The sequence below is a fragment of the Rhodococcus sp. T2V genome, from assembly GCF_029269925.1.
Classification (GTDB): Bacteria; Actinomycetota; Actinomycetes; order Mycobacteriales; family Mycobacteriaceae; genus Rhodococcus_F; species Rhodococcus_F koreensis.
This window is the reverse complement of sequence record NZ_JARJBD010000018.1, coordinates 16,338-35,530: the sequence shown is the minus strand read 5'-3', so window position 1 is coordinate 35,530 and position 19,193 is coordinate 16,338. Positions and strand designations below refer to the sequence as shown.

Here is a 19,193-nt window from a genome sequence, read left to right as displayed (position 1 = left end):
CTATCGGGACTGGTACCAGGGTGGGGGTAGTGGGAAACTACGGTCGGTCCTCGGGGAGCGGGTTCTGGCTCGCGTCCCACTCGACACGGACATGGTCGGGACCGCGGAAGGAAGTATTCGGTGAATACGTCCATTCCTGGTCCTCCACCAGGCGCAGGTGCGGCAGACGCTTGGTGGTCTCCTCCAGCATCACCCGCATCTCCATGCGGGCCAGGCCCTGGCCGAGGCATAGGTGCACACCCCACCCGAAAGCCAGGTGCTCATCGGCGTTCTCACGGGTGATGTCGAAGGTTTCCCCGTCCTCGAACTTCGCGTCGTCGTGGTTGGCGGATCCGGTCAGCATCATCACCCGTGAACCGGCCGGCAGGTCATAGTCGCCGAGCCGGACCGGCTTCGTCGTGATCCGCCGCCACGTCGGCACGGACGACTGGTAGCGCAGGATCTCGTGCACCGCGCCGGGGATCAGCGACGGGTCCGCGCAAATCGCTTCCCACTGATCGCGGTTCTCGAGCAGTGACTTGAATCCGCTCGCCGCCGCGTTGGTGGTCGTCTCGTGCGAGGCGTAGAGGTGACTCTGCATGATCGACGCGAGGTAGGTCTTGTCCCACACCTCGTCGTTGCCGTCCTTCTGCCAGGCCTTGATGACATTGGACATGTAGTCCTCGCCCGGATTCTCGGCCAGCTTGTCGACGTGTTCACGCGCGTACTGAAGGTACGCGGCGTAGTCGCCGGCGAGGGCGACCTGCTGCTCGTCGGTGGGGCGACCCCACAGCCACAGCGCGAACCGGGCCGCATACCCTCGGACGCGCTCGACCTCGGCCTCCGGCACACCCATCAGGATGAACGCCGTCAGCGCCGGCACCGAGAAGGTCATGTCGCCGACCATGTCGGCCCGGCCGTTCTTGACGATCGCGTCCAGGCACTGGGAGACGAACCGGCGGGTGTAGGGCTCGAGTTCGGCGACCTTGTTGTCGTTGAGGCCTTTGCGGAAGACCCTGCGCCGCTTGGGGTGCAGGGGAGCGTCCTCGTCGACGAGCATGGTCGAGGGGACGAAGTTGGCCTCGACCAGCACATCCATCGCCGCCGGGCACGGCGGGGTGATCATCACCCCGGCCTCGCTCGCGCTGTAGGACTCGGTGTCCTTAAAGATCTCGATGATGTCCTCGTAGCGACTGACGATCCAGTAGTCGATCTCGGGGCTGTAGAAGACCGGTTCCTGTTCGCGGACGGACTTGAAGACGGGGTACGGGTCCTGCTGGTAGTCCTCGTCGAACGGGTTGAACTCGGCCGCGAAGTGGCTGACCGGGCACTTGCCCGCGACGATATCTTCGGCATTCGGTGCCGGAGTGGTTTCGGTCATCGTGGATCCTCCTGGACGTTGGGTAGCGGCAGATCGGGCTGAACGCCGCGCGATGTCGGGCAATGGGTCGGATGGCTACATGTCGAGGACGATCCGTGGTGAGCGTGCCCGCGAGCAGCAGATCATCATCACCTCGTTCTCCGCCTTCTCGTCGTCGTCGAGCACCGCGTCGCGGTGGTCGACCTCGCCCTCGAGTACGGTTGTCTCGCAGGAGCCGCACACTCCCTCGCCGCAACTGTTCGCGGCCTTGATCCCGCACTCGAGCAGGGCATCGAGAATTGTCTGGTCCGGACCGACGGTGAGGGTTTTCCCGGAGCGGGACAGCTCCACTTCGAACGCGGTCTCCACGTTCGGATCGAGCTCGACGACAGTGCCGGAGAAGTGCTCCACGTGCAGCCGCGCGGACACCCCGACGTCGGCACACCGCGCGGCGAGTGCGTCGAGGAGCCGTTCGGGGCCGCAGCTGTAGATGTGCACGTTCGGGCCGAGTTCGTCGCCGATCAACGTGTCGAGGTCCAGGCGTGTTCCCTCGTCGGAGATGCACATCTGCACGCGGCTGTCGTCGGAAAGCTGTTCGAAGAACGCCATCTTCGGGCGAGAGCGGCCGGCATACACCACGCGGTAGGCGATGTGGTTGTCCGCGGCGGCCTGCATCATCGGCAGCAGGGGCGTGATGCCGATCCCGCCGGCGACGAAGAGATACTCCTCTGCCGGCTTGAGTGGGAAGTTGTTGCGCGGCAATGACGCTGTGAGCGTGGCGCCCTTCTTCACCTCGTCGTGGATGTGCTGTGACCCGCCGCGGCTGTTGGGATCTCGAAGGACGGCGACCTCGTAGCGGGAACTGTCGCTGGGCGTGTTGTGCAGCGAGTACTGCCGCACCATGCCGTTCGCCAGGTGCAGATCGATGTGTGCGCCGGCCTCCCAGGTCGGGAGGGTACTTCCGGTGCCGTCGATCAAGCTCAGCGTGAGCACGTCGTCGCATTCCTTGCGGACTTCGTCCACCACCAGTTTGAGGGTGGTGTTCGGATCAGGGTTCTCGGGGGACATAACAGCCTCCATGGGGCGGGGAAGCGGGCGATCATCGGTCGATGAAGACACGGTTGGTCTATCGGATCGCAACCGCCGGCCGTGAACATGCTGGCGGAGTGCGATCTCACAAACAAAGCTATGGTGTGGCCGAGCTCATAGCTATCCAGGACGCGTCTCGTCCTATCCGCTTTTCGACACGCCGCCTCGGTGGCGGATTGCACGAGTGTCGGGTCGCGAAAGATTCAGCAGTGCAGTGGTGTTCGAGTCGTCTGCGTCTGCCCCAGGCGGCTCGAAGACCCTGGGAGTCATGTTTGGGGTCCCCGATGTGCCGGTCTTCCTTGACAAATATCTAGTGATGGGGCTCACAATGGCGTTTACGATCTGGGCCCGCCCGGGAGGTTCTTCGGGCGACAGGCGCAAGACAGCGAGAGGTTTGTACACCCCGATGGGCACACACAGCACCACCCGATTCACCGACTGGCACGAAGTGCACGAGGCTGTCGCCGCAGCCTATTTTCCGCACGAGATGAGGCCGCTGACGACCGGAGCTGCGTCTCGATCGGCCCTGAAGTCGGCGACCATCGGATCGTGCCGGATCACCAGCATGCGGCTCGGCGCCGAGGTATCCGTCGCGACCGACCACCCCGGAGCCTACGGCGTCAACATCCCGGTCTCGGGACGGTTCGAGTCGGTAGTCGGGAAGACCGCGGTCCTGTCGCTGCCCGGCCAGGCGACCATCTGTCCCCCGGACACCCGCACCGTCATCCCGCACTGGAGTCCCTCATGCCGGCTCATCGGGTTCAAGGTCGAGAAGAGCTATCTGCAACACGAAATGGACCGCGTGCTCGATCGCCCGGGAAAACTGCCGACGCAGATCGATCTCCGCAGCGGCCGGGGGGCGAGCTGGCTCAAGTTCGTCCACACCGTCTTCCATCAGGTCGCCGACGACGCCGGCCTCTGGCGTGACAGCCTCGTGCTGACCCAGCTCGCGGGCACCCTCACCACTGCATTCGTCCTCGCGGCTACACCGGACGACGAGGGCAGTCACCGCGGCGCGCGCCCCCGCATCGTCAAAAGGGTCATCGACGCAATACATGCCGATCCGGCCCGTGCCTGGACACCCGGGGAGATGGCGGAACTGGCGGGAGTCAGTGTGCGCCGACTGCAGCAAGGCTTCCGGGAGTGCATGAATCAGACACCATTCGAATACTTGTTCGAGGTCCGGCTGGAGCGCGCGCACGCCGAACTCGTATCGGCCGGTCCGCCGGCCACCGTCGCAGACATCGCCTTTCGGTGCGGGATCACCCACACCGGCAGGTTCGCCGCGGCATACCGCGACCGGTACGGCTGCACCCCGTCGGAGACATTGAAGCGCTGAGATCGGCCCCGGCACAACCTGCTCGGGACTCGTCCGTGCGCGAGCGCCCCCGGGGGCGCGGTCGGGTGGCCCCTGTCTAGCGCGGCACCCATTTGGCATAATATGTGATGTGAGTCATACTGCGCACTCGGTGAGTGCGCGGCGCAGTGCCGGAAAGGTGAACAGACTTACGTGGCTGACCACTGGATGGGGCCGGAGAAGACCGCGTCGTCCGCGGCGGGACGCGGCGCCCCTCCGTGTACCTCGATCAACCTGCACAGCGAAGACGTCGAAGAAGCCGTCGCCGGTGTCGGCGAGGTCTTTCACCCCCACGAACTCACCCGGGTCGGTGCCGGCTCCGGATTTCACGCCGACCTGAAGGCGGTGGTTGCGGGATCCATGGTCTCGGGGCAGCTGCGATACAACAACAACACGGACCTCTACTGCCCGTCCATTGACGGCTATCACGTGAACATCCCGATGTCGGGTCGGCTGCTCTCGGAATCGGGGGGCGAGCAGACCGCAGTCGAGCAGGGCAACGCGGTTGTTTACTCCACAGGCTCCGACGCTCGCATCCTCACCCCGCGAACCAGCCAATTGCACGTCTTCGCGATGAAACTCGATCGCTCGACCATGCAGACCGCTATTCAGGACCTGCTCGATCGGCCCGTCTCGCGACCGGTTCAACTCCACGGCGGGCTGGATCTCACCACTGGCAACGGGCGTGCCTGGCGCCACCTCGTGCTCGATACCTACCGCAGCCAAATCGAAGGGACGTTCATGGCGAATCCCCTTCTCGCGGCGCCGTTGACCTATTCGATCGCGGTGGGATTGCTCAGTCTCACCGAACACCAGTACGCCGAGGAACTATCCAGGCCGGCGATGCGTACCGCCCCGGCTCCGATCAACGAAGCCGTCGAGTACATCACCGCACACGCCGCGATGCCGTTGTCTCCTGAACTGATTGCCCGAGAAGTAGGTGTGGGCGTCCGCGCGCTGCAGCGCGGTTTTCGCGAGTACCTGGACACCACCCCGATCGAGTTCATCCGGAACGCCCGGATGAAGCGAGCCCACGAGGACCTCATGACGGCCGACGCGGAAACCGACACCGTGTCCGGCATTGCCAGTCGCTGGGGCTTCTACCACTACGGCCGGTTCTCCCAGGAGTACCGGCGAATCTATGGCGTGAGCCCGTCCCAAACCCTGCGCTCAGCCTGACATCAGTCGAGCGGAGTGTTCCGTCGGAAAGCCGCCGAACATCGGCGAGGCATTCACTCGCCCGTATCCGGACACCGAACTCACCGAGCGTGACAGTCCGCGATGCTCCTCGCTCCGAAACCGGTGCTGTCGCAATATGTATAGCGCGTGTCGCACACTGGATAGTGGCGCAGATCATATGCGCGTAAATTTGCAGACACCTCGCAGGATCTCCCCGGCCGGGAGCTCACCCGCGGTGCGAGGTGTGATCTTTCTGCCGAGTCAGGCGATTCGGCCTCTACGTGCGACGCACACCCTATTCGACCGAGTAGCAAGCAGGTCAGCTGATGAATCTACCCGTGGCGCACAGCGCCTCGTCGTTAGAGCCGTTAGAGCAAGTTCAGCAACCGAACTGGGTGCAGCAGTGCCGCATGGACAGCGAGCACCTCAAACGGCTGCAAGTTCTGACCTCGGATGAGTGCTGGATAGTCGACTTCGCGATCCGGTGGGCGCCCTTCGGCGGATCCGGTCCGGGTGAATTGATGGTCAACCACGGTGTCACCCGGGATCGTTTCATCGTCCTGTTGCAGGCAGCGCTGGCACCGAAGCCGCGGGATCTGGCCATGATCAGGGCACACAAGCGCAGGCTGAGCGCTGTCCTCGTCGAAGCGTGGCGACCGGAGCGGCGCGAGGGTGGGTACCGTCCGCTGGGCCGGCCGCACGCCGCACGCCGGACGTCGGATGCCCTCCCCACGGCAGATGTGGGATGACCGACACCTGAATGGCGCCGTCAACAGATGATGACTACCACGGTGCCAATGGGCGGCGAGTGACACCGTGAACCCACGAGCAGCCACCTGCGGTCCACCGCCGGTGCTCGGTGCCACGAATCTTCTCGAACAGCGATGTAGCGACCCACTCAGGAGGCCGATCCGCGGTCGGCGTTGCGCCTGCCCACCACCATGCGTCCGGTCGTGGCGGCGAGGCCAGTTCGGACGCAGTTGGTTCGCACCTCGGCGCTCATCGGCATTCTTTCGCTGTCCGAACCCACCCGATCCGAGAGGCACCCGATGAGTCGCACACCCGCCGCTGTCGGCGGCTTCCGGCGACCCCGTTGGCCGTGGTCGGCGCGGGGTGTTGCAGGCTGGCCACTGCGCTGGAAGATGGCGGTCGTACTGACCGTTCCCCTCACGGTCGCGGCAGGACTGGGGTTTCTTCGCGTACAACAAAGCCTCACGGCGGCAGCGGACTTCACCACGGTGTCCGAGAGGGCGCAGATCCTCCCGCTTCTCGTCGAGCTGGACGGGCACGCGGCCGTTGTGATGGGAACGTTGGCGCTACGCACCATTTCGACGTCGATGATCGACAAACCTCGACGCCTCAATTGTGGACGTGGAAAACGCGAACACCGCAGACACGCTCGACGAGGGCGCAGCATCCGACGTTGCGGCAGCACTCTCCGGTGCGCGTGCCTTGAGCGCACAGGCCAAGCAGGGACCGACCTCAACAGAGGCACTCACCGCGCAGCTCGCGTCCATCAGATCTGCCCTGTCCAGCGCGGTGGGCGCGATCACCGCCCCGATCGCCGACCCCGAGGTGGTCGTCGAGACCGTGCGCCTCGAGGGTTTGTGGGCGGCCCAGAAGTTGGTCTCGGCCCAGGGCCTGTCAGTTGTCGCCTCGACGGCAATTCTCACCGGCGAATCCGGTGCGAATCTCGAAGCCGAGTCCGTCAACCTTCTGGCCAACCTCCGAACCGAGTCCGCACTGCTCGACCAGGTCGAACAGCGGTACCCGCCCGGTGACCCCACCATGACGACGCTCCGAAACGGGGTGAATGACCGCACCGCATTGCTGCCGGATGTCGCACACCGCGAGAGCGCCGACCGGGCACTGACCGAGCTCAAGAACTCGCTGATCGCGAGCGTCGACGACTATTCCACCGCAATCGCCACCGCCTCCGCCGATCTGAAGGATGCAGTGGTAGCGAAGTCGGCCGCGTTGCGGACCCAGGCGTGGCGGGATACGGGGGTGGTCACGGCGTTGCTGCTCGCCGCGATTCTGCTCGCCGTAGTGGTGGCACGATCCCTGCTGCAACCCCTGCGGAGACTGCGGCGCGGCGCTCTCCGAGTGGCTCACGCCGACCTGCCGGCCGCGGTCGGACGACTCAAGTCCGGTGCGGACGCCTCCACCCTCGAATTCGATCCCATCGACGTGCACACCCACGAAGAGATCGGCCAACTTGCCCGTGCCATCGATGACATTCACACCCAGGCCCTGCTGCTCGCCGGTGAGCAGGCACAGCTGAGGCTGCAGATGAACAACGTCTTCGAAACCCTCGCCCGGCGCAGCAGATCGCTGATCGATCTGCAACTGGAGATGATCGAACAACTCGAGTTCGAAGAACGCGACCCCAAGCGCCTCGACAACCTCTTCCGCCTCGACCACCTCGCCACCCGGATGCGCCGAAACGGCGACAACCTGCTGATCCTGGCGGGCAACGACAATCGGCGCGGGCGCCCGGCGCCCATCCTGCTCGGGGACGCCGTGCGCGCGGCTATTTCCGAGGTCGAAGACTATCAGCGCGTTCGGGTCGCCGCGATGCCGCCGGTGACCTTGACCGGCACCGCGGGGAGGGATCTCGTGCATGTTCTGGCCGAACTGCTCGACAACTCCCTGCACTTCTCGCCGCCGGACAGTACTGTGACCACCACCTGCGCGCGTACCATCGACGGCGGTGTCGTCATCGAGATCGCAGACCGAGGAATCGGAATGGCGCCGTCCGACCTCCACGAACTCAACGACCGAGTCGCCTCGACACCCGAGGTCACCCCAGACACCGCGCGCCGCATGGGTCTGTTCGTCGTCAGCGAACTCAGCAAACGGCACAACATCACCGTCACCCTCCGTCCGACGCTCGACCAGCCGCGCAACGCGGGAATTACCGTGTCGGTCCACATCTGCGGTGATGTGCTCACCTCTGCACCCGAGGGTGTCCAGGCCGGCTCCGGCGGCCGACCCCAGACTGCTGGGCACTATGCCGATCTCACCGCACCGGGTTCCACCGCCACAATTCCCAAGGAGGGGGTGGTCGCCATCCAGAGGCAACACCCAGGTCAGATACCGGTATCTCCCGAAGGCGTTGGTGCCGGGAGATCCTCCGTCGGTGCTCTGCCCCAGCGCCGACCGGGGGCAACCGGGATCGCCACCGCTGCTCGACCCCGATCCGTAGCACCCCAGACCAACAGTGACGGTGCTTCAGGACCCGCGCCGCGACATCGCTTGGAATCCTCACGGACAGCGTCATTCTTCGAGCCGCGGGTCGTTGCCGACGAGACCGCACAGACCCCGATCTTCGCCAGTATCGCTCCACTGTGGTTGACCGACCCCACCACGGTCGACAACGACGTTCCGCAGGAGTGGGTGACGCGAGCGGATACCGGTTGGTCGGCAGCGCGCCGAGCCGCGCAGCACACGCCCGAGCGGACAACCCTCAACGGCCTGCCGCAACGGATCCCCGGGCAACGCCTCGTCCCCGGCGGTGTCGACGAGTCGGACCACATGTCCAGACACACCCGCACCCCCGAGGCGGTCCGCGCAAATCTCACACGACACCAGAGCGGTGTCCGCGCCGGACGGATGGACACACCGCGCAATCCCGGACCAGTAGACCCATGGCAACAGGAGGAACCTTCGTGACAAGTGGCGGCACTCTCAACTGGTTGGTGTCCAACTTCGCCCGCGACGTCCCCCGGGTGACGCACGCCGCGCTGGTCTCGGCTGATGGTCTCCTGATGGCCGCGAGCGCGCACCTTCCGCTCGATCGAGCCGAACAACTCGCGGCAGTGACTTCAGGTCTGGCCAGTCTCTCCGCCGGTGTGTCGTCGCTGTTCGACGGCGGCGGTGTCCTGCAGTCAGTGGTGGAGATGCATCACGGCTACCTGTTGCTGATGAGCGTCGGGGACGGTTCGCAGCTTGCTGCCCTGACCACGGCCGAGTGCGACATCGGACAGGTCGGGTACGAAATGGCGGTTCTGGTCGAGCGCGTGGGGTCCGAAATCGACGCCGTGCCTCGTTCGGCAGTTCGGTCATGATTCCGTCAGCAACTCCGGCCGGCACTCGAGGGTCGCTAAATCCTTTGCCAGACCGGGTCACCTCCGCCAAGATCGTCATCGCCGGAGGTTTCGGTGTCGGGAAGACGACCATGGTCGGTGCGGTGTCCGAGATTGTTCCGTTGCGGACCGAGGCGATGGTCACCGACGCGAGTACCGGGGTCGACAGCGTCACGGCAACCCCGCAGAAGGTGACCACCACCGTTGCGATGGACTTCGGGCGACTCACGCTGGCAGACGATCTGATCCTCTACCTCTTCGGCACACCGGGACAGCACCGGTTCTGGTTCATGTGGGACGATCTCGTGCGCGGGGCCATCGGTGCGATAGTTCTGATTGACACCCGCCGTCTCGACGACAGCTTCGCGGCTATCGACTTCTTCGAATCCCGAGGTCTTCCATTCCTCGTGGCCGTAAACGAGTTCGACAATGCACCCCGGTACCCACTCAACGACATCCGGGCCGCACTAGCGATTGCCCCCAACGTCCCGATCATCGCTGCCGATGCACGAAACCGTGCGTCGGTCAAGAACGCCCTCCTCGACATCGCGGCATATGCGCTCGACGCGGCGGACACCGCAGCAGCCCATTGACAACATTGCCAGGACGACTGTTTCCACCATCTCGCCGCGACACGGTGACAGCGTCCAGGGATGTTCTTGTAGATCGCTGCCGAAAGTGCTCGATGACGCGGAAACAGCCGCCCGCGCCCGCCATGCTGGGTCGCGCCCCGCCGCCGGGATATACGCTTTAGTTGCTGCTATTGCATCCTGGCGCAGGCGGCGCCGGTTGGGTGCGCCCAACCTTCCGAGCCGCGGGCTGCTTCTGGATTCGAGTTGGTCGGCGAACAGGTGCTCGGCGGCAGTGCCGCAACTACCCCGCTCGCTCCGGCGGGCTCGGTGCTGGTCCACCCGGACCCAATTGGGGCGAAAGCCTCTGTGCACCAACAGTGCAATTGGATTCCGCACGTATCCGTTCGACCGAACGGACTATGCCGAGCGTTGCTCAGGTTCCTCGACGCACAAGCGGGCCCACCGCGCCTGCGCGCGGGCGACTGAAAGATCCCGCACGATGTGGTGGGGGATCCGTGACAGGCGGCGGGGACGAACGAAACTGAGTGCCGCGACGAACGCGTCAATAAACAGGGTCGGCATAGTGGAAGTCCTACGATGAGGGAAGTAGTGCGGACATGTCATGGGGTGGCTCGGACGACGTGAAGTCGACCAGTATCCGTTGTGGGGCGCTTCGATGTCGTCGGAGCTGACGCGACGAACAGAACGTGAGGATCAGATCCTTCACTTCGGGAGGATATCTGCGAATGCGATTGCTGCAGGCGAGATCGTAAAGGCGATCTTCGTATTCGCGCTTGGAGATTCCGAAGTTGACCATGATGTCTTCCGAGGGTCCTCCGCCGAACGCGGACCAACGTCGGAAGAATTGCACCATGAAGTCATCGTCACGAGTGTTCGCTTGATGTTCTTCTGGCCTGTTCGTCATTTTCTGCCCCTCCTACGACAACTCGCAGCGCCATGTGTCGAGCTGTATCTGAGCGCGGTCTCCGTCGGAGTGCCGGCTTGGACAGACGATAGGACTGCGGACAATGTGAACGCATTACTCATGGGGATAAGTCGGAGGCGCAGTTCACTCCATGAGGGATGAGGATTGCGCCACAGGGAGTGTCACTGCTTGCCGGCGGCCACCCATGCTGCGATTTGGGTACGTGAAGTGAAGCCCAGTTTCGTGAGGATGTGCTCCACGTGTCCCTGTGCGGTGCGGTTGGAGATGACCAGCCTGGTGGCGATCGCTCTGTTGGTCAGGCCTTCGGCTACGAGTTCGGCGACTTGGTGCTCGCGTTTGGTCAGGTGACACTTCTCGGTGTCGGGGTGCGCCGGGGGTACCGGTGAATCTTCGTCGAGCGCGAAGGCGACGGCCTCGGCCAGCGTCATGCGCCGGCCGGCGTGAAAGGCGTGGTAGAAGCGTTTGCGGCTCAGCGTGTCCTGCGCCCGGCGTGCGCATTCGTCGTGATGAATGTGGAGGCCGGGAATGTGCACCGGTGTGCTGCCGACGCTCTCCCAGAGTCCTTCGGCCGCGCCCATCATTTGCGCGGCGTGTTCGGCCCGGTCCGATTTTGCAGCGATCCATGCGAGCGCTTCCAAGCACCAGGCGGCGCTGAGCGGGTCGTCGACCACCCGTGCCATTCGCAGCCCCTGACAGAGGAGCCCGGTCGCTCGGTCGAGGTTGCCGAGTTGCCACACCTGCAGGCCGAGGACCCAGAAGGAGCGGGCCCGGTAGACCGATTCGCCCAGGTCGGCGCTGAGGGTGATGGCCTCTTCGTTGCGGGCGATCGCCTGGTCGGTGTCACCGAGGAGTCCGCTGGCGAGTCCGAGTCCTTGGAGTGTGGAGATCCGCAGGAACGGTGTGGGGCGGGTACGGAGTGTGGCGAGAGCGGCGGAAAACGATGTCGCAGCTCGTTGAATGTTGCCGGAGTACAGCGCATGCATTCCTTCGGCGTGGTGCAGATGGGCCTGGGCGACCTCGTCGTCGATGTGATCGCTCGCGGTGCGGGCCGCGGATAATAGTTGCGCCCCGGCGGGGAGGTCGCCCTGCCGACCGGCGAGCACGCTCTGAGCACACAGCGCCCGCACTGTGTCGACCCGATGTCGACCGTTGTCGGTGGACAATGCGCTCTCGAGCCATCGTCGACCCTCTCGGAGAAGTCCTCGGGAGAACCAGAACGGATAGAGAGACGTGGCGAAATCGATCGAATCGGGATTCTGTTGGGAAATGCGGAACTGGAGTGCGTCCCGAAGGTTCGGGTGCTCGCGATCCAATCGAAGGATCCACGTCAGTTGGTTCGCGCTGATCCACTCGGCTTCTGCCTCGCGGGCCAGCTGCCGATAGCAGTCGCTGTGGCGGCGCCGCAGCGTCATCAGCTCCTCTGTGGCGCTGAGTTGCTCGCGGCCGTAGTCGCGCAACGTGTCGAGCATGCGGTAGCGGACGGTGAGGCCGTCCTCTTCTCTGACCAAGATCGACTTGTCGACCAACGACGCGATGATGTCCAGGACGTTCTGGACATCATCGCCATCGGTACAGATGGCTTCGGCCGCATCCAGTTCGAAGCTGCCGGCGAACACCGACAGTCGCGACCAGAGCGTACGTTCCTGTGGTGTGCAGAGATCGTGGCTCCAGTCGATGCACAGCCGCAGTGATTGCTGGCGTGCCGGCGCACATCGCCGACCGCGTGAGAGAAGCCGGTATCGGTCGGAAAGTTTGTCGTGGATCTGGTCGATCGAGATCGCGCGAAGGCGAACCGCGGCCAGTTCGATCGCGAGCGGAAGCCCGTCGAGTTGTTCGCAGACGCGGGCGACTTGCTTCCAATTCTCCTCTGTGAGTTCGAATTCAGGGAGGGCGGCGGTAGCACGTTCGAGGAACAACCGCACGGCGTCGTACTGCCCGATCGCCTGCATCGACCGAATTCCCGAGTCTGGGGTGGACAGCGGTTGTACCCGCTGAAGTGACTCACCGCCCAGACCCAGTGGTTCGCGGCTGGTAGCCAGAATTCGCAGCTCGGGACAGGACTGGAGGAGAGCTTCAGCGAGGGCGGCGGTGGCGTCGATGAGGTGCTCACAGTTGTCGAGGACGAGTAGGCAACGGCGCGACCGGAGGTACTCGATGAGACCGGGGAGCCGGTGCTGGTCGGGTTGTTCCTGAATCCTGAGCGCGGACACCACGGTGTCGACGAGGAAGTCCCCTTCGGTCAGCTCGCCGAGTTCCACCAGCCATACCCCGTCGGCGAATGTGCGATGGGTTTCGGCGGCCACCTTGGACGCGAGCCGGGTCTTTCCGACTCCTCCGGTCCCGATCAGGGTCACCAGGCGTGATTGGGCGAGTAACTTCTTCGTGGTGGCCACCTCATGTCGGCGTCCGACGAATGTGGTCAGGTCTGCGGGCAGATTCCCGCGTGAACCGGGGGAGGGGCTCGAGGCGTGCTCCCCCACGGCCGGCGCGACGGTCAGAGCCGGTGCCGGTTGAGACGCAATGGTTTCGGGGCATAGCGAATCGGTGGTCGGGTGAGGCTCACAGGTCGTGACCAGAGCCATCTCGTCTACCTGGCGCCCGTTGAGCAGTTGCACCCGGCGAAGACGGTTTCCGAACTCTGCGGCGGTGGAGGGGCGGTCCTCGGGATTCGGTGCCATGGCTCGTTCAATCTCGACGCAGACGTCGTCGGGGACGCCGACCTTCCGGAGGTCGGGAATCGGTTGGGTCGTGACTCGGAGGAATTGGGCGACGATCGGTTCGCCGGCGTGTCGCTCGTACGCGGCGTGGCCGGTCATAGCGCAGAACCTCGTCGAGGCGAGCGCGTAGACATCTGCGGCGGGCGTTGGGCCCGCGCCGTGGAGGACCTCCGGGGCGGTGTAGGCGAGCGTGCCGGTGACGGCGTGGTCGGCGGTCTCGAAGCCGCCGGCGACGTGAGCGACACCGAAGTCTGCGAGCTGCGGTTCGCCGTAGTCGGTGAGCAAGATGTTTGCGGGTTTGACGTCGCGATGAAGGATGCCGGCATTGTGTGCGGCGGCCAGGGCACCGGCGAGACGCACTCCGAGACGCAGTGCATCGTTCCAGCTCAGCGGTCCGTGTCGGTGAATCCGCTGTTCGATCGACCCCCGGGGATGGAGCTGCATCACCAGGTACGGCGAGCCGGATGTGGTGCTTCCGCACTGGAAGACGCTGACGATGTTCGGGTGGCCGGAGAGTCGGCCCATCGCGCGCTGTTCGCGCACGAAACGTCCGAGGTTCGTCGGATCGAGCTGCGAGGTCATGACCTTGACCGCGACGGCCCGCTCCAGGGCCGCCTGCTGACAGCGGTACACCACTCCGAAACCACCACGTCCGATCTCCTCAGCATTGTCGAAGCCGGCGTTCGCCAGTTCATCGTGAAGGGGGAGCGGTGCGAGTTGCTGCCCCGCGGCCGCGGGAGCCGCGCGCTGCGGTGTTTCGCGACGGCGGGTGCTGTCGGTGTGGTGACGGGGAGGACCAGCCGACAGAACAACTGGGGTGACTGCGATACAGGTTTTCATGCGCGTGACCAGCTTCTGGATCGTCGAAGAATCGAGCGATTTACCAGCCACAATGCTCCCGTTCCCGGTGAGCGGCTACTCCTCGTCGGATAGAACGACGCCATGGTTTGCTCCCCCAAAGATGACGCCCTCATCACGCCCCGGCAGTAGAACTGTGATCACCGCCCCACCTCGCAGGCAAGAACACCGCGCCTGGGCCCGCTCGCGAGACCGGCACCGGGGCGTATACGCCCACTCGCGTGGCACCTCGTAGACGCAGCCTCACAACCGGTGAATCTGCGCACCCGAAGGAGATGAATGTTGTCTACCGAAGCAACCGTCCTCGCTCTCCCGACAGAATTCGCGATGACGATCAACGGGCAGTCCGCGACCGCGCAAGACACGGCCCCGGTGTACAACCCGGCGACCACCGAGGTGATTGCCCACGTTCCCGTTGCGAGCTCCGATCACCTCGACGAGGCCGTCGCCGCCGCTCAGGCCGCGTTTGTCGGCTGGTCGGCGACCCCGCTCGCCGAACGTCAGGCCATCGTCTCGGCGATCGGTGATCGGCTCGAAGCCCACGCCGAAGAATTCCTGGCACTGCTGACCGCCGAGCAGGGCAAGCCACGACCGATGGCCGAATGGGAGGTGTACGGGTCGGTCGCGTGGTTCCGGGAGATCGCCAAGCAGTCCCTGCCCGAGGAGGTCCTCGAGGACACTGCCGAACGTCGGGTGATCAGCCGGCACACCCCGCTCGGCGTGGTCGGTGCCATCGTGCCGTGGAACTTTCCGATCCTGCTGGCGGTCTGGAAGATCGCGCCTGCCCTGGTGGCCGGCAACACCATCATCGTCAAGCCGTCCCCGTTCACCCCGCTGTGCGACCTCAAGCTGGTCGAGCTGGTGCAGGATCTGCTTCCCGCCGGCGTCTTGAGCGCGGTCAGTGGTGACGACGAGCTCGGCAAATGGATCACGGCACACCCGGGCATCGCGAAGATCGCGTTCACCGGCAGCACCGAAACGGGCAAGCACGTGATGCGGTCCGCGGCCGGCACCCTCAAGCGGGTCACCCTCGAACTCGGCGGAAACGACCCGGCGATCGTTCTCCCGGACGTCGATCCGGCGAAGGTCGCCCCGCAGATCTTCTGGGCTGCGTTCCAGAACAACGCCCAGTTCTGCAACGCCGCCAAGCGCATCTACATCCACGATGACGTCTACGACGCCGTGCGGGACGAGCTGGTCGCGTATGCCCGGACCGTGGTGGTCGGCAACGGCGCTGCTGCCGAGACTCAGTTGGGCCCGATCCAGAACCTGCCCCAGCTGCAGAAGGTGCAGGAGTACTTCGACGACTGCGCGGCCAACGGCTACACCTTCGCCCTCGGCGGACAGATCGACCCGAACGCCGGAGGCTGGTTCGTCCCGGTCACCCTCGTCGACAGCCCGCCGGAGGACTCTCGCCTGGTCGCCGAGGAACCCTTCGGCCCGATCCTGCCGCTGCTGCGCTGGAACGACGAGAGCGATGTCATCGCCCGGGCCAACAACACCGTCTGGGGCCTGGGCGCCACCGTCTGGGGTGAGGATCTCGAGGCGATCGAGCGGATCGGCCGCCGGCTCGAGGCCGGAACCGTGTGGCTCAACGAGGTGCACCAGTACTCGCCGCATCAGGTGTTCGGCGGACACAAGCAGTCCGGCATCGGCGCCGAGAACTCCCTGCACGGACTCGCCGAATACACCAACCACCAGACCATCACGTTGAACAAGGTCCCCGACGCGGTCTCGTAAGACCCTCCCGCGCTCGACCGTTTTTCGAAGAGGAAAGTGACTATGAAGACCACAGCAGCCGTCCTGCGTGCGGCGCAGGAGCCGTTGTCGCTCGAGGAACTCGACATCGACGAGCTACGCCCCCGCGAGGTCTTGGTACGGATCGTCGGATCCGGTATCTGCCACACCGACCTCGGGATGATCGCGACCGCGGAAACCGACGCCGCCCCGATCGTGCTCGGTCACGAGGGATCGGGAATCGTCGCCGCGGTCGGACCGGAGGTCGACAGCATCGAGCCCGGCGATCACGTGGTGCTCTCGTACAACTTCTGCGCCGAGTGTGACAACTGCGCGCGCGCACTTCCGATGCACTGCCGAAACTTCGTCCCTCTCAACCTGGTCGGTGCACGCCTGGACGGCTCGAGTGTCCTCAGCTCCGGAGGAGAGCAGATGCGCGGACACTTCTTCGGGCAATCCTCGTGGGCGACCTACGCGGTGGCCAACGAGCAGAACTGTGTCCGCGTCGCCCGCAACCTGCCGCTCGAGTTGCTCGCCCCCCTCGGGTGCGGCATCCAAACCGGTGCCGGGGCGGTGCTGAACACGCTCGATCCGGAGGAGGGGTCGTCGATCGCGATCTTCGGGACCGGATCGGTCGGGCTCGCTGCCCTGTTGGGGGCGGTGGTCGCCGGTTGCGGCACCATCATCGCCGTCGACATCCAGCCCGCACGCCTGGCGAAGGCCGCCGAGCTCGGTGCCACCCACACCATCAACTCCGCCGAGGAAGACGTGGTCGAGCGGATCCGTGAGATCACCGGCGGAGCCGGAGCGCGCTATTCGGTGGACTGCATCGGCTTGGCGGACGTCGTGCGCAGCGCACTCGAATGTCTGCAGTCGCCGGGGGTCTGTGCCACCGTCGGATTCCAGGGCATCCCGAACGAGATCTCCTTCGACCAGGGTCATCTGCTGTTCGGGCGCAGTCTGATCGGCGTCATCGAGGGCGATGCCATCCCGCAGGAATTCGTCACCCGCATGATCGAGCTCTACCAGGCCGGCAAGTTCCCCTTCACCAAGCTGATCGACACCTTCGAGTTCGATCAGATCAACGAGGCGATCGACGCCGTCCACCATGGGAAGGTCACCAAAGCGGTCCTGACCTTCGGTGACCGCGGCGCCCACGGGGAATCCGGTGAGTAGTCGCGTCGCTGCGTCCCAGCCGTCGGTGGGGCCGGGCGAGATCCTGCCCTACGCCGCCGCACGGCATCCGGACAAGATCGCCCTCGTCGTCGGCGATACCTGCTTGACGTACCTGGAACTCGACCGCCTGTCGGACGCGGTCGCGGCTTCACTGCGCACGCGGGGGATCGGCGCGAGAGACGTGTGCTCGCTCTACGCACAGAACTGCTGGGAATGGATCGTCGCGTATCACGGCATCCTCAAATCCGGTGCGATCGTCAATCCGGTCAATGTCATGCTCACCGGCCCGGAGCTGGCGTTCGTCCTCTCTGACTGCGAGGCCGAAGCCCTCTTCTACGGGGCATCCCAAGCCGATACCGTCGCGAGCGTTCTGGGGCAGATGTCCGCCGTCGAACTGGTGTGCCAGCTCGACGGCGACGTCGGCGACGTAATCGGTGCGGTGACGTTCACCGAGCTGCTCACCGCGCCGGTCGTCGGTGCTCCGGCCGCGCCCCCGGCCCCCGGGCCCGCCGACCTGTGCAGCATCGGCTACACCTCGGGAACGACGGGGCACCCGAAGGGGGCGATGCAGTCCCAGCAATCCGTGCTCCTCAACTGCGCGCTGACCGCCACCATGCACGGCCGCACAACGAACGACATCGTGGTCACCGCCCTGCCGGGCGCACACGTCTACGGCAACGTCGCCATCAACAGCACCTTCTTGGCCGGCGGCACGGTGATCCTGATGGAACGCTTCACCCCGGGCGAGGCATTGCGTCTGATCGAGAGCGAACACGCGACCCTGTTCGAGGGCGTACCCGCGATGTACTCGATGATGCTCGCGGACCCCGGGTTCGAGACCGCGGACCTGTCCACCCTGCGAGCCACCACCATCGGCGGCCAGACGTTCGCGCCGGAACTCCTCGCACGGTGGCAGAACCGGGCGCCGGGTCCGGTCCTCGAATTGTGGGGGATGACCGAGCTGTCCGGACTCGGCACGACTCACGCGGTCCACGCACCCCCGGTGCCCGGGTCGATCGGAGTGGCCCTACCCGGCCTGGAAGTCAGGATCGGCCCGATCGACGGCACCAGTGGTGAGGTTCCCACGGGTGAGCACGGCGAGCTTCTCGTTCGCGGCCCGCTGGTGATGCTCGGCTACTACGGTCGCCCGGACGCCACTACGGAGGCGCTCACCGACGACGGGTGGCTACGCACCGGCGATGTCGCCTACGTCGACGACACCGGGCACTTCTTCATCGTCGACCGGCTCAAGGACATGATCGTCACCGCCGGATACAACGTGTATCCGGCCGAGATCGAACGTGTCATCGGAGCCCATCCGGACGTTGCGCTGGTCGCTGTCGGTGGCCGGCCCGATCCGGTGAAGGGCGAAGTCGCCGTCGCATACGTGGTTCCCGCACCGGAGGCCCGCCTGCTCCCGGAAGACATCATCGAGCACTGCCGGGGTGAGCTGGCCGCCTACAAGCGCCCCCGCGAGGTCGTCTTCGTCGATGCGCTGCCGACCACCTCGTCCGGCAAGCTCATGCGCCGCAAGCTCGCGGAAATCGACGGTGACCGAAGCATTGTCCACGCGAGATAATGGCCACACGGAACGCTATCCGCGGCGCCCATGCGGTGGTCACAGACCAGCGGGCATTGTGATTAGCGCAACATAGTAAGTCAGATGTGGTCGAGGACACCTTCCTCGATTCGATCAAAGGAGTACCAATGCAGGTTGTAGCCGAAGGGTTCAACGCCTTCGAGACGCAGAAGAGCCCGAAGGGTGAGGTCAAGTTCCTGGGCTCGCCCAAGGACGTGATCGAGGTCGTGCGGTCCGGAAAGTTGCAGGACTACATCCTGCTCGTTCGCGGCGGCACGACGACCTTCCTGACTCCGGCGTTGAGCATGGGTGCTTCCGGCGTCATCACGATGTCCGGCGCTCCCGAGTCACACCTCGGCATCCTCTCCCGTGAGTTCCAGATTCCCTGTGTGATGACCGCGTACCTGACCGACAGCGAGTCGCGCTACGTCGTGGGCAACACCGACGATGCGCACTTCGAGGAGATCGCCGACACCCTGATCGGCAAAACCGTCCAGCTGCACTGTGACGACGCGGAGGTCGGGCGCGTCAGCATCATCAGCTGACCGTCTTCCCG

The 19,193-nt window shown here is 65.0% G+C and carries 13 protein-coding genes; 10 read left to right on the top strand and 3 right to left on the bottom strand.

What is annotated here, in order from left to right:
• Nucleotides 1-37: 37 nt before the first annotated feature.
• Together P3H15_RS17135 and P3H15_RS17130 are read right to left on the bottom strand one after the other, a co-directional pair.
• Nucleotides 38-1,360, bottom strand: coding sequence for a cytochrome P450 (locus P3H15_RS17135; RefSeq protein ID WP_276138347.1), 1,323 nt, complete (start codon nucleotides 1,358-1,360; stop codon nucleotides 38-40).
• Nucleotides 1,361-1,435: 75 nt separating this feature from the next.
• Nucleotides 1,436-2,407: a PDR/VanB family oxidoreductase gene (locus tag P3H15_RS17130; RefSeq protein ID WP_276138346.1), complete on the bottom strand. Its 972-nt coding sequence runs from the start codon at nucleotides 2,405-2,407 to the stop codon at nucleotides 1,436-1,438.
• A gap of 427 nt (nucleotides 2,408-2,834) precedes the next feature.
• Between P3H15_RS17130 and P3H15_RS17125 the strand changes: the two genes are divergently transcribed.
• The 6 genes from P3H15_RS17125 to P3H15_RS17100 all read left to right on the top strand — a co-directional run bounded on the left by P3H15_RS17125 (nucleotide 2,835) and on the right by P3H15_RS17100 (nucleotide 9,645).
• Nucleotides 2,835-3,767, top strand: a complete 933-nt coding sequence (locus P3H15_RS17125) for an AraC family transcriptional regulator (RefSeq protein WP_276138345.1) — start codon at nucleotides 2,835-2,837, stop codon at nucleotides 3,765-3,767.
• 171 nt (nucleotides 3,768-3,938) lie between these two features.
• A complete protein-coding gene (locus P3H15_RS17120) occupies nucleotides 3,939-4,964 on the top strand; it encodes an AraC family transcriptional regulator (protein ID WP_276138344.1) in 1,026 nt (341 codons plus the stop codon).
• Nucleotides 4,965-5,374: 410 nt separating this feature from the next.
• Entirely contained in the window at nucleotides 5,375-5,713 is a 339-nt protein-coding gene (locus P3H15_RS17115; RefSeq protein WP_276138343.1) for a hypothetical protein, read from the top strand.
• A gap of 622 nt (nucleotides 5,714-6,335) precedes the next feature.
• Nucleotides 6,336-8,639 carry a sensor histidine kinase KdpD gene (locus P3H15_RS17110; RefSeq protein ID WP_276138342.1) on the top strand — a complete coding sequence of 768 codons (2,304 nt, stop codon included), beginning with the start codon at nucleotides 6,336-6,338 and terminating at the stop codon, nucleotides 8,637-8,639.
• Nucleotides 8,636-9,034: a roadblock/LC7 domain-containing protein gene (locus P3H15_RS17105; RefSeq protein ID WP_276138341.1), complete on the top strand. Its 399-nt coding sequence runs from the start codon at nucleotides 8,636-8,638 to the stop codon at nucleotides 9,032-9,034. Before P3H15_RS17110 ends, P3H15_RS17105 begins: the two co-directional genes overlap by 4 nt.
• A 44-nt stretch (nucleotides 9,035-9,078) precedes the next feature.
• Entirely contained in the window at nucleotides 9,079-9,645 is a 567-nt protein-coding gene (locus P3H15_RS17100; RefSeq protein WP_276138340.1) for an ATP/GTP-binding protein, read from the top strand.
• Nucleotides 9,646-10,731: 1,086 nt separating this feature from the next.
• Here P3H15_RS17100 and P3H15_RS17095 read toward each other — a convergent pair.
• Entirely contained in the window at nucleotides 10,732-14,127 is a 3,396-nt protein-coding gene (locus tag P3H15_RS17095; protein ID WP_276138339.1) for a protein kinase, read from the bottom strand.
• Nucleotides 14,128-14,424: 297 nt separating this feature from the next.
• Between P3H15_RS17095 and P3H15_RS17090 the strand changes: the two genes are divergently transcribed.
• The 4 genes from P3H15_RS17090 (at nucleotide 14,425) to P3H15_RS17075 (ending at nucleotide 19,182) form a co-directional block, all read left to right on the top strand.
• Nucleotides 14,425-15,885: an aldehyde dehydrogenase family protein gene (locus P3H15_RS17090; protein WP_276138338.1), complete on the top strand. Its 1,461-nt coding sequence runs from the start codon at nucleotides 14,425-14,427 to the stop codon at nucleotides 15,883-15,885.
• A 42-nt stretch (nucleotides 15,886-15,927) separates the two neighbouring features.
• Nucleotides 15,928-17,058 carry an NAD(P)-dependent alcohol dehydrogenase gene (locus P3H15_RS17085; RefSeq protein WP_276138337.1) on the top strand — a complete coding sequence of 377 codons (1,131 nt, stop codon included), beginning with the start codon at nucleotides 15,928-15,930 and terminating at the stop codon, nucleotides 17,056-17,058.
• Complete coding sequence (locus P3H15_RS17080; protein ID WP_276138336.1) at nucleotides 17,051-18,637, top strand: class I adenylate-forming enzyme family protein; 1,587 nt, start codon at nucleotides 17,051-17,053, stop codon at nucleotides 18,635-18,637. Before P3H15_RS17085 ends, P3H15_RS17080 begins: the two co-directional genes overlap by 8 nt.
• A 128-nt stretch (nucleotides 18,638-18,765) precedes the next feature.
• Nucleotides 18,766-19,182, top strand: a complete 417-nt coding sequence (locus P3H15_RS17075; protein ID WP_276138335.1) for a PEP-utilizing enzyme — start codon at nucleotides 18,766-18,768, stop codon at nucleotides 19,180-19,182.
• Nucleotides 19,183-19,193: the final 11 nt, after the last annotated feature.

Excerpts from the sequence above, each read along its gene's own strand:
- P3H15_RS17125 (WP_276138345.1), top strand. The coding sequence starts at position 2,835 with ATGGGCACACACAGCACCACCCGATTCACCGACTGGCACGAAGTGCAC.
- P3H15_RS17135 (WP_276138347.1), bottom strand. The coding sequence starts at position 1,360 with ATGACCGAAACCACTCCGGCACCGAATGCCGAAGATATCGTCGCGGGC.
- P3H15_RS17085 (WP_276138337.1), top strand. The coding sequence starts at position 15,928 with ATGAAGACCACAGCAGCCGTCCTGCGTGCGGCGCAGGAGCCGTTGTCG.
- P3H15_RS17130 (WP_276138346.1), bottom strand. The coding sequence starts at position 2,407 with ATGTCCCCCGAGAACCCTGATCCGAACACCACCCTCAAACTGGTGGTG.
- P3H15_RS17115 (WP_276138343.1), top strand. The coding sequence starts at position 5,375 with ATGGACAGCGAGCACCTCAAACGGCTGCAAGTTCTGACCTCGGATGAG.
- P3H15_RS17075 (WP_276138335.1), top strand. The coding sequence starts at position 18,766 with ATGCAGGTTGTAGCCGAAGGGTTCAACGCCTTCGAGACGCAGAAGAGC.
- P3H15_RS17095 (WP_276138339.1), bottom strand. The coding sequence starts at position 14,127 with ATGAAAACCTGTATCGCAGTCACCCCAGTTGTTCTGTCGGCTGGTCCT.
- P3H15_RS17090 (WP_276138338.1), top strand. The coding sequence starts at position 14,425 with ATGTTGTCTACCGAAGCAACCGTCCTCGCTCTCCCGACAGAATTCGCG.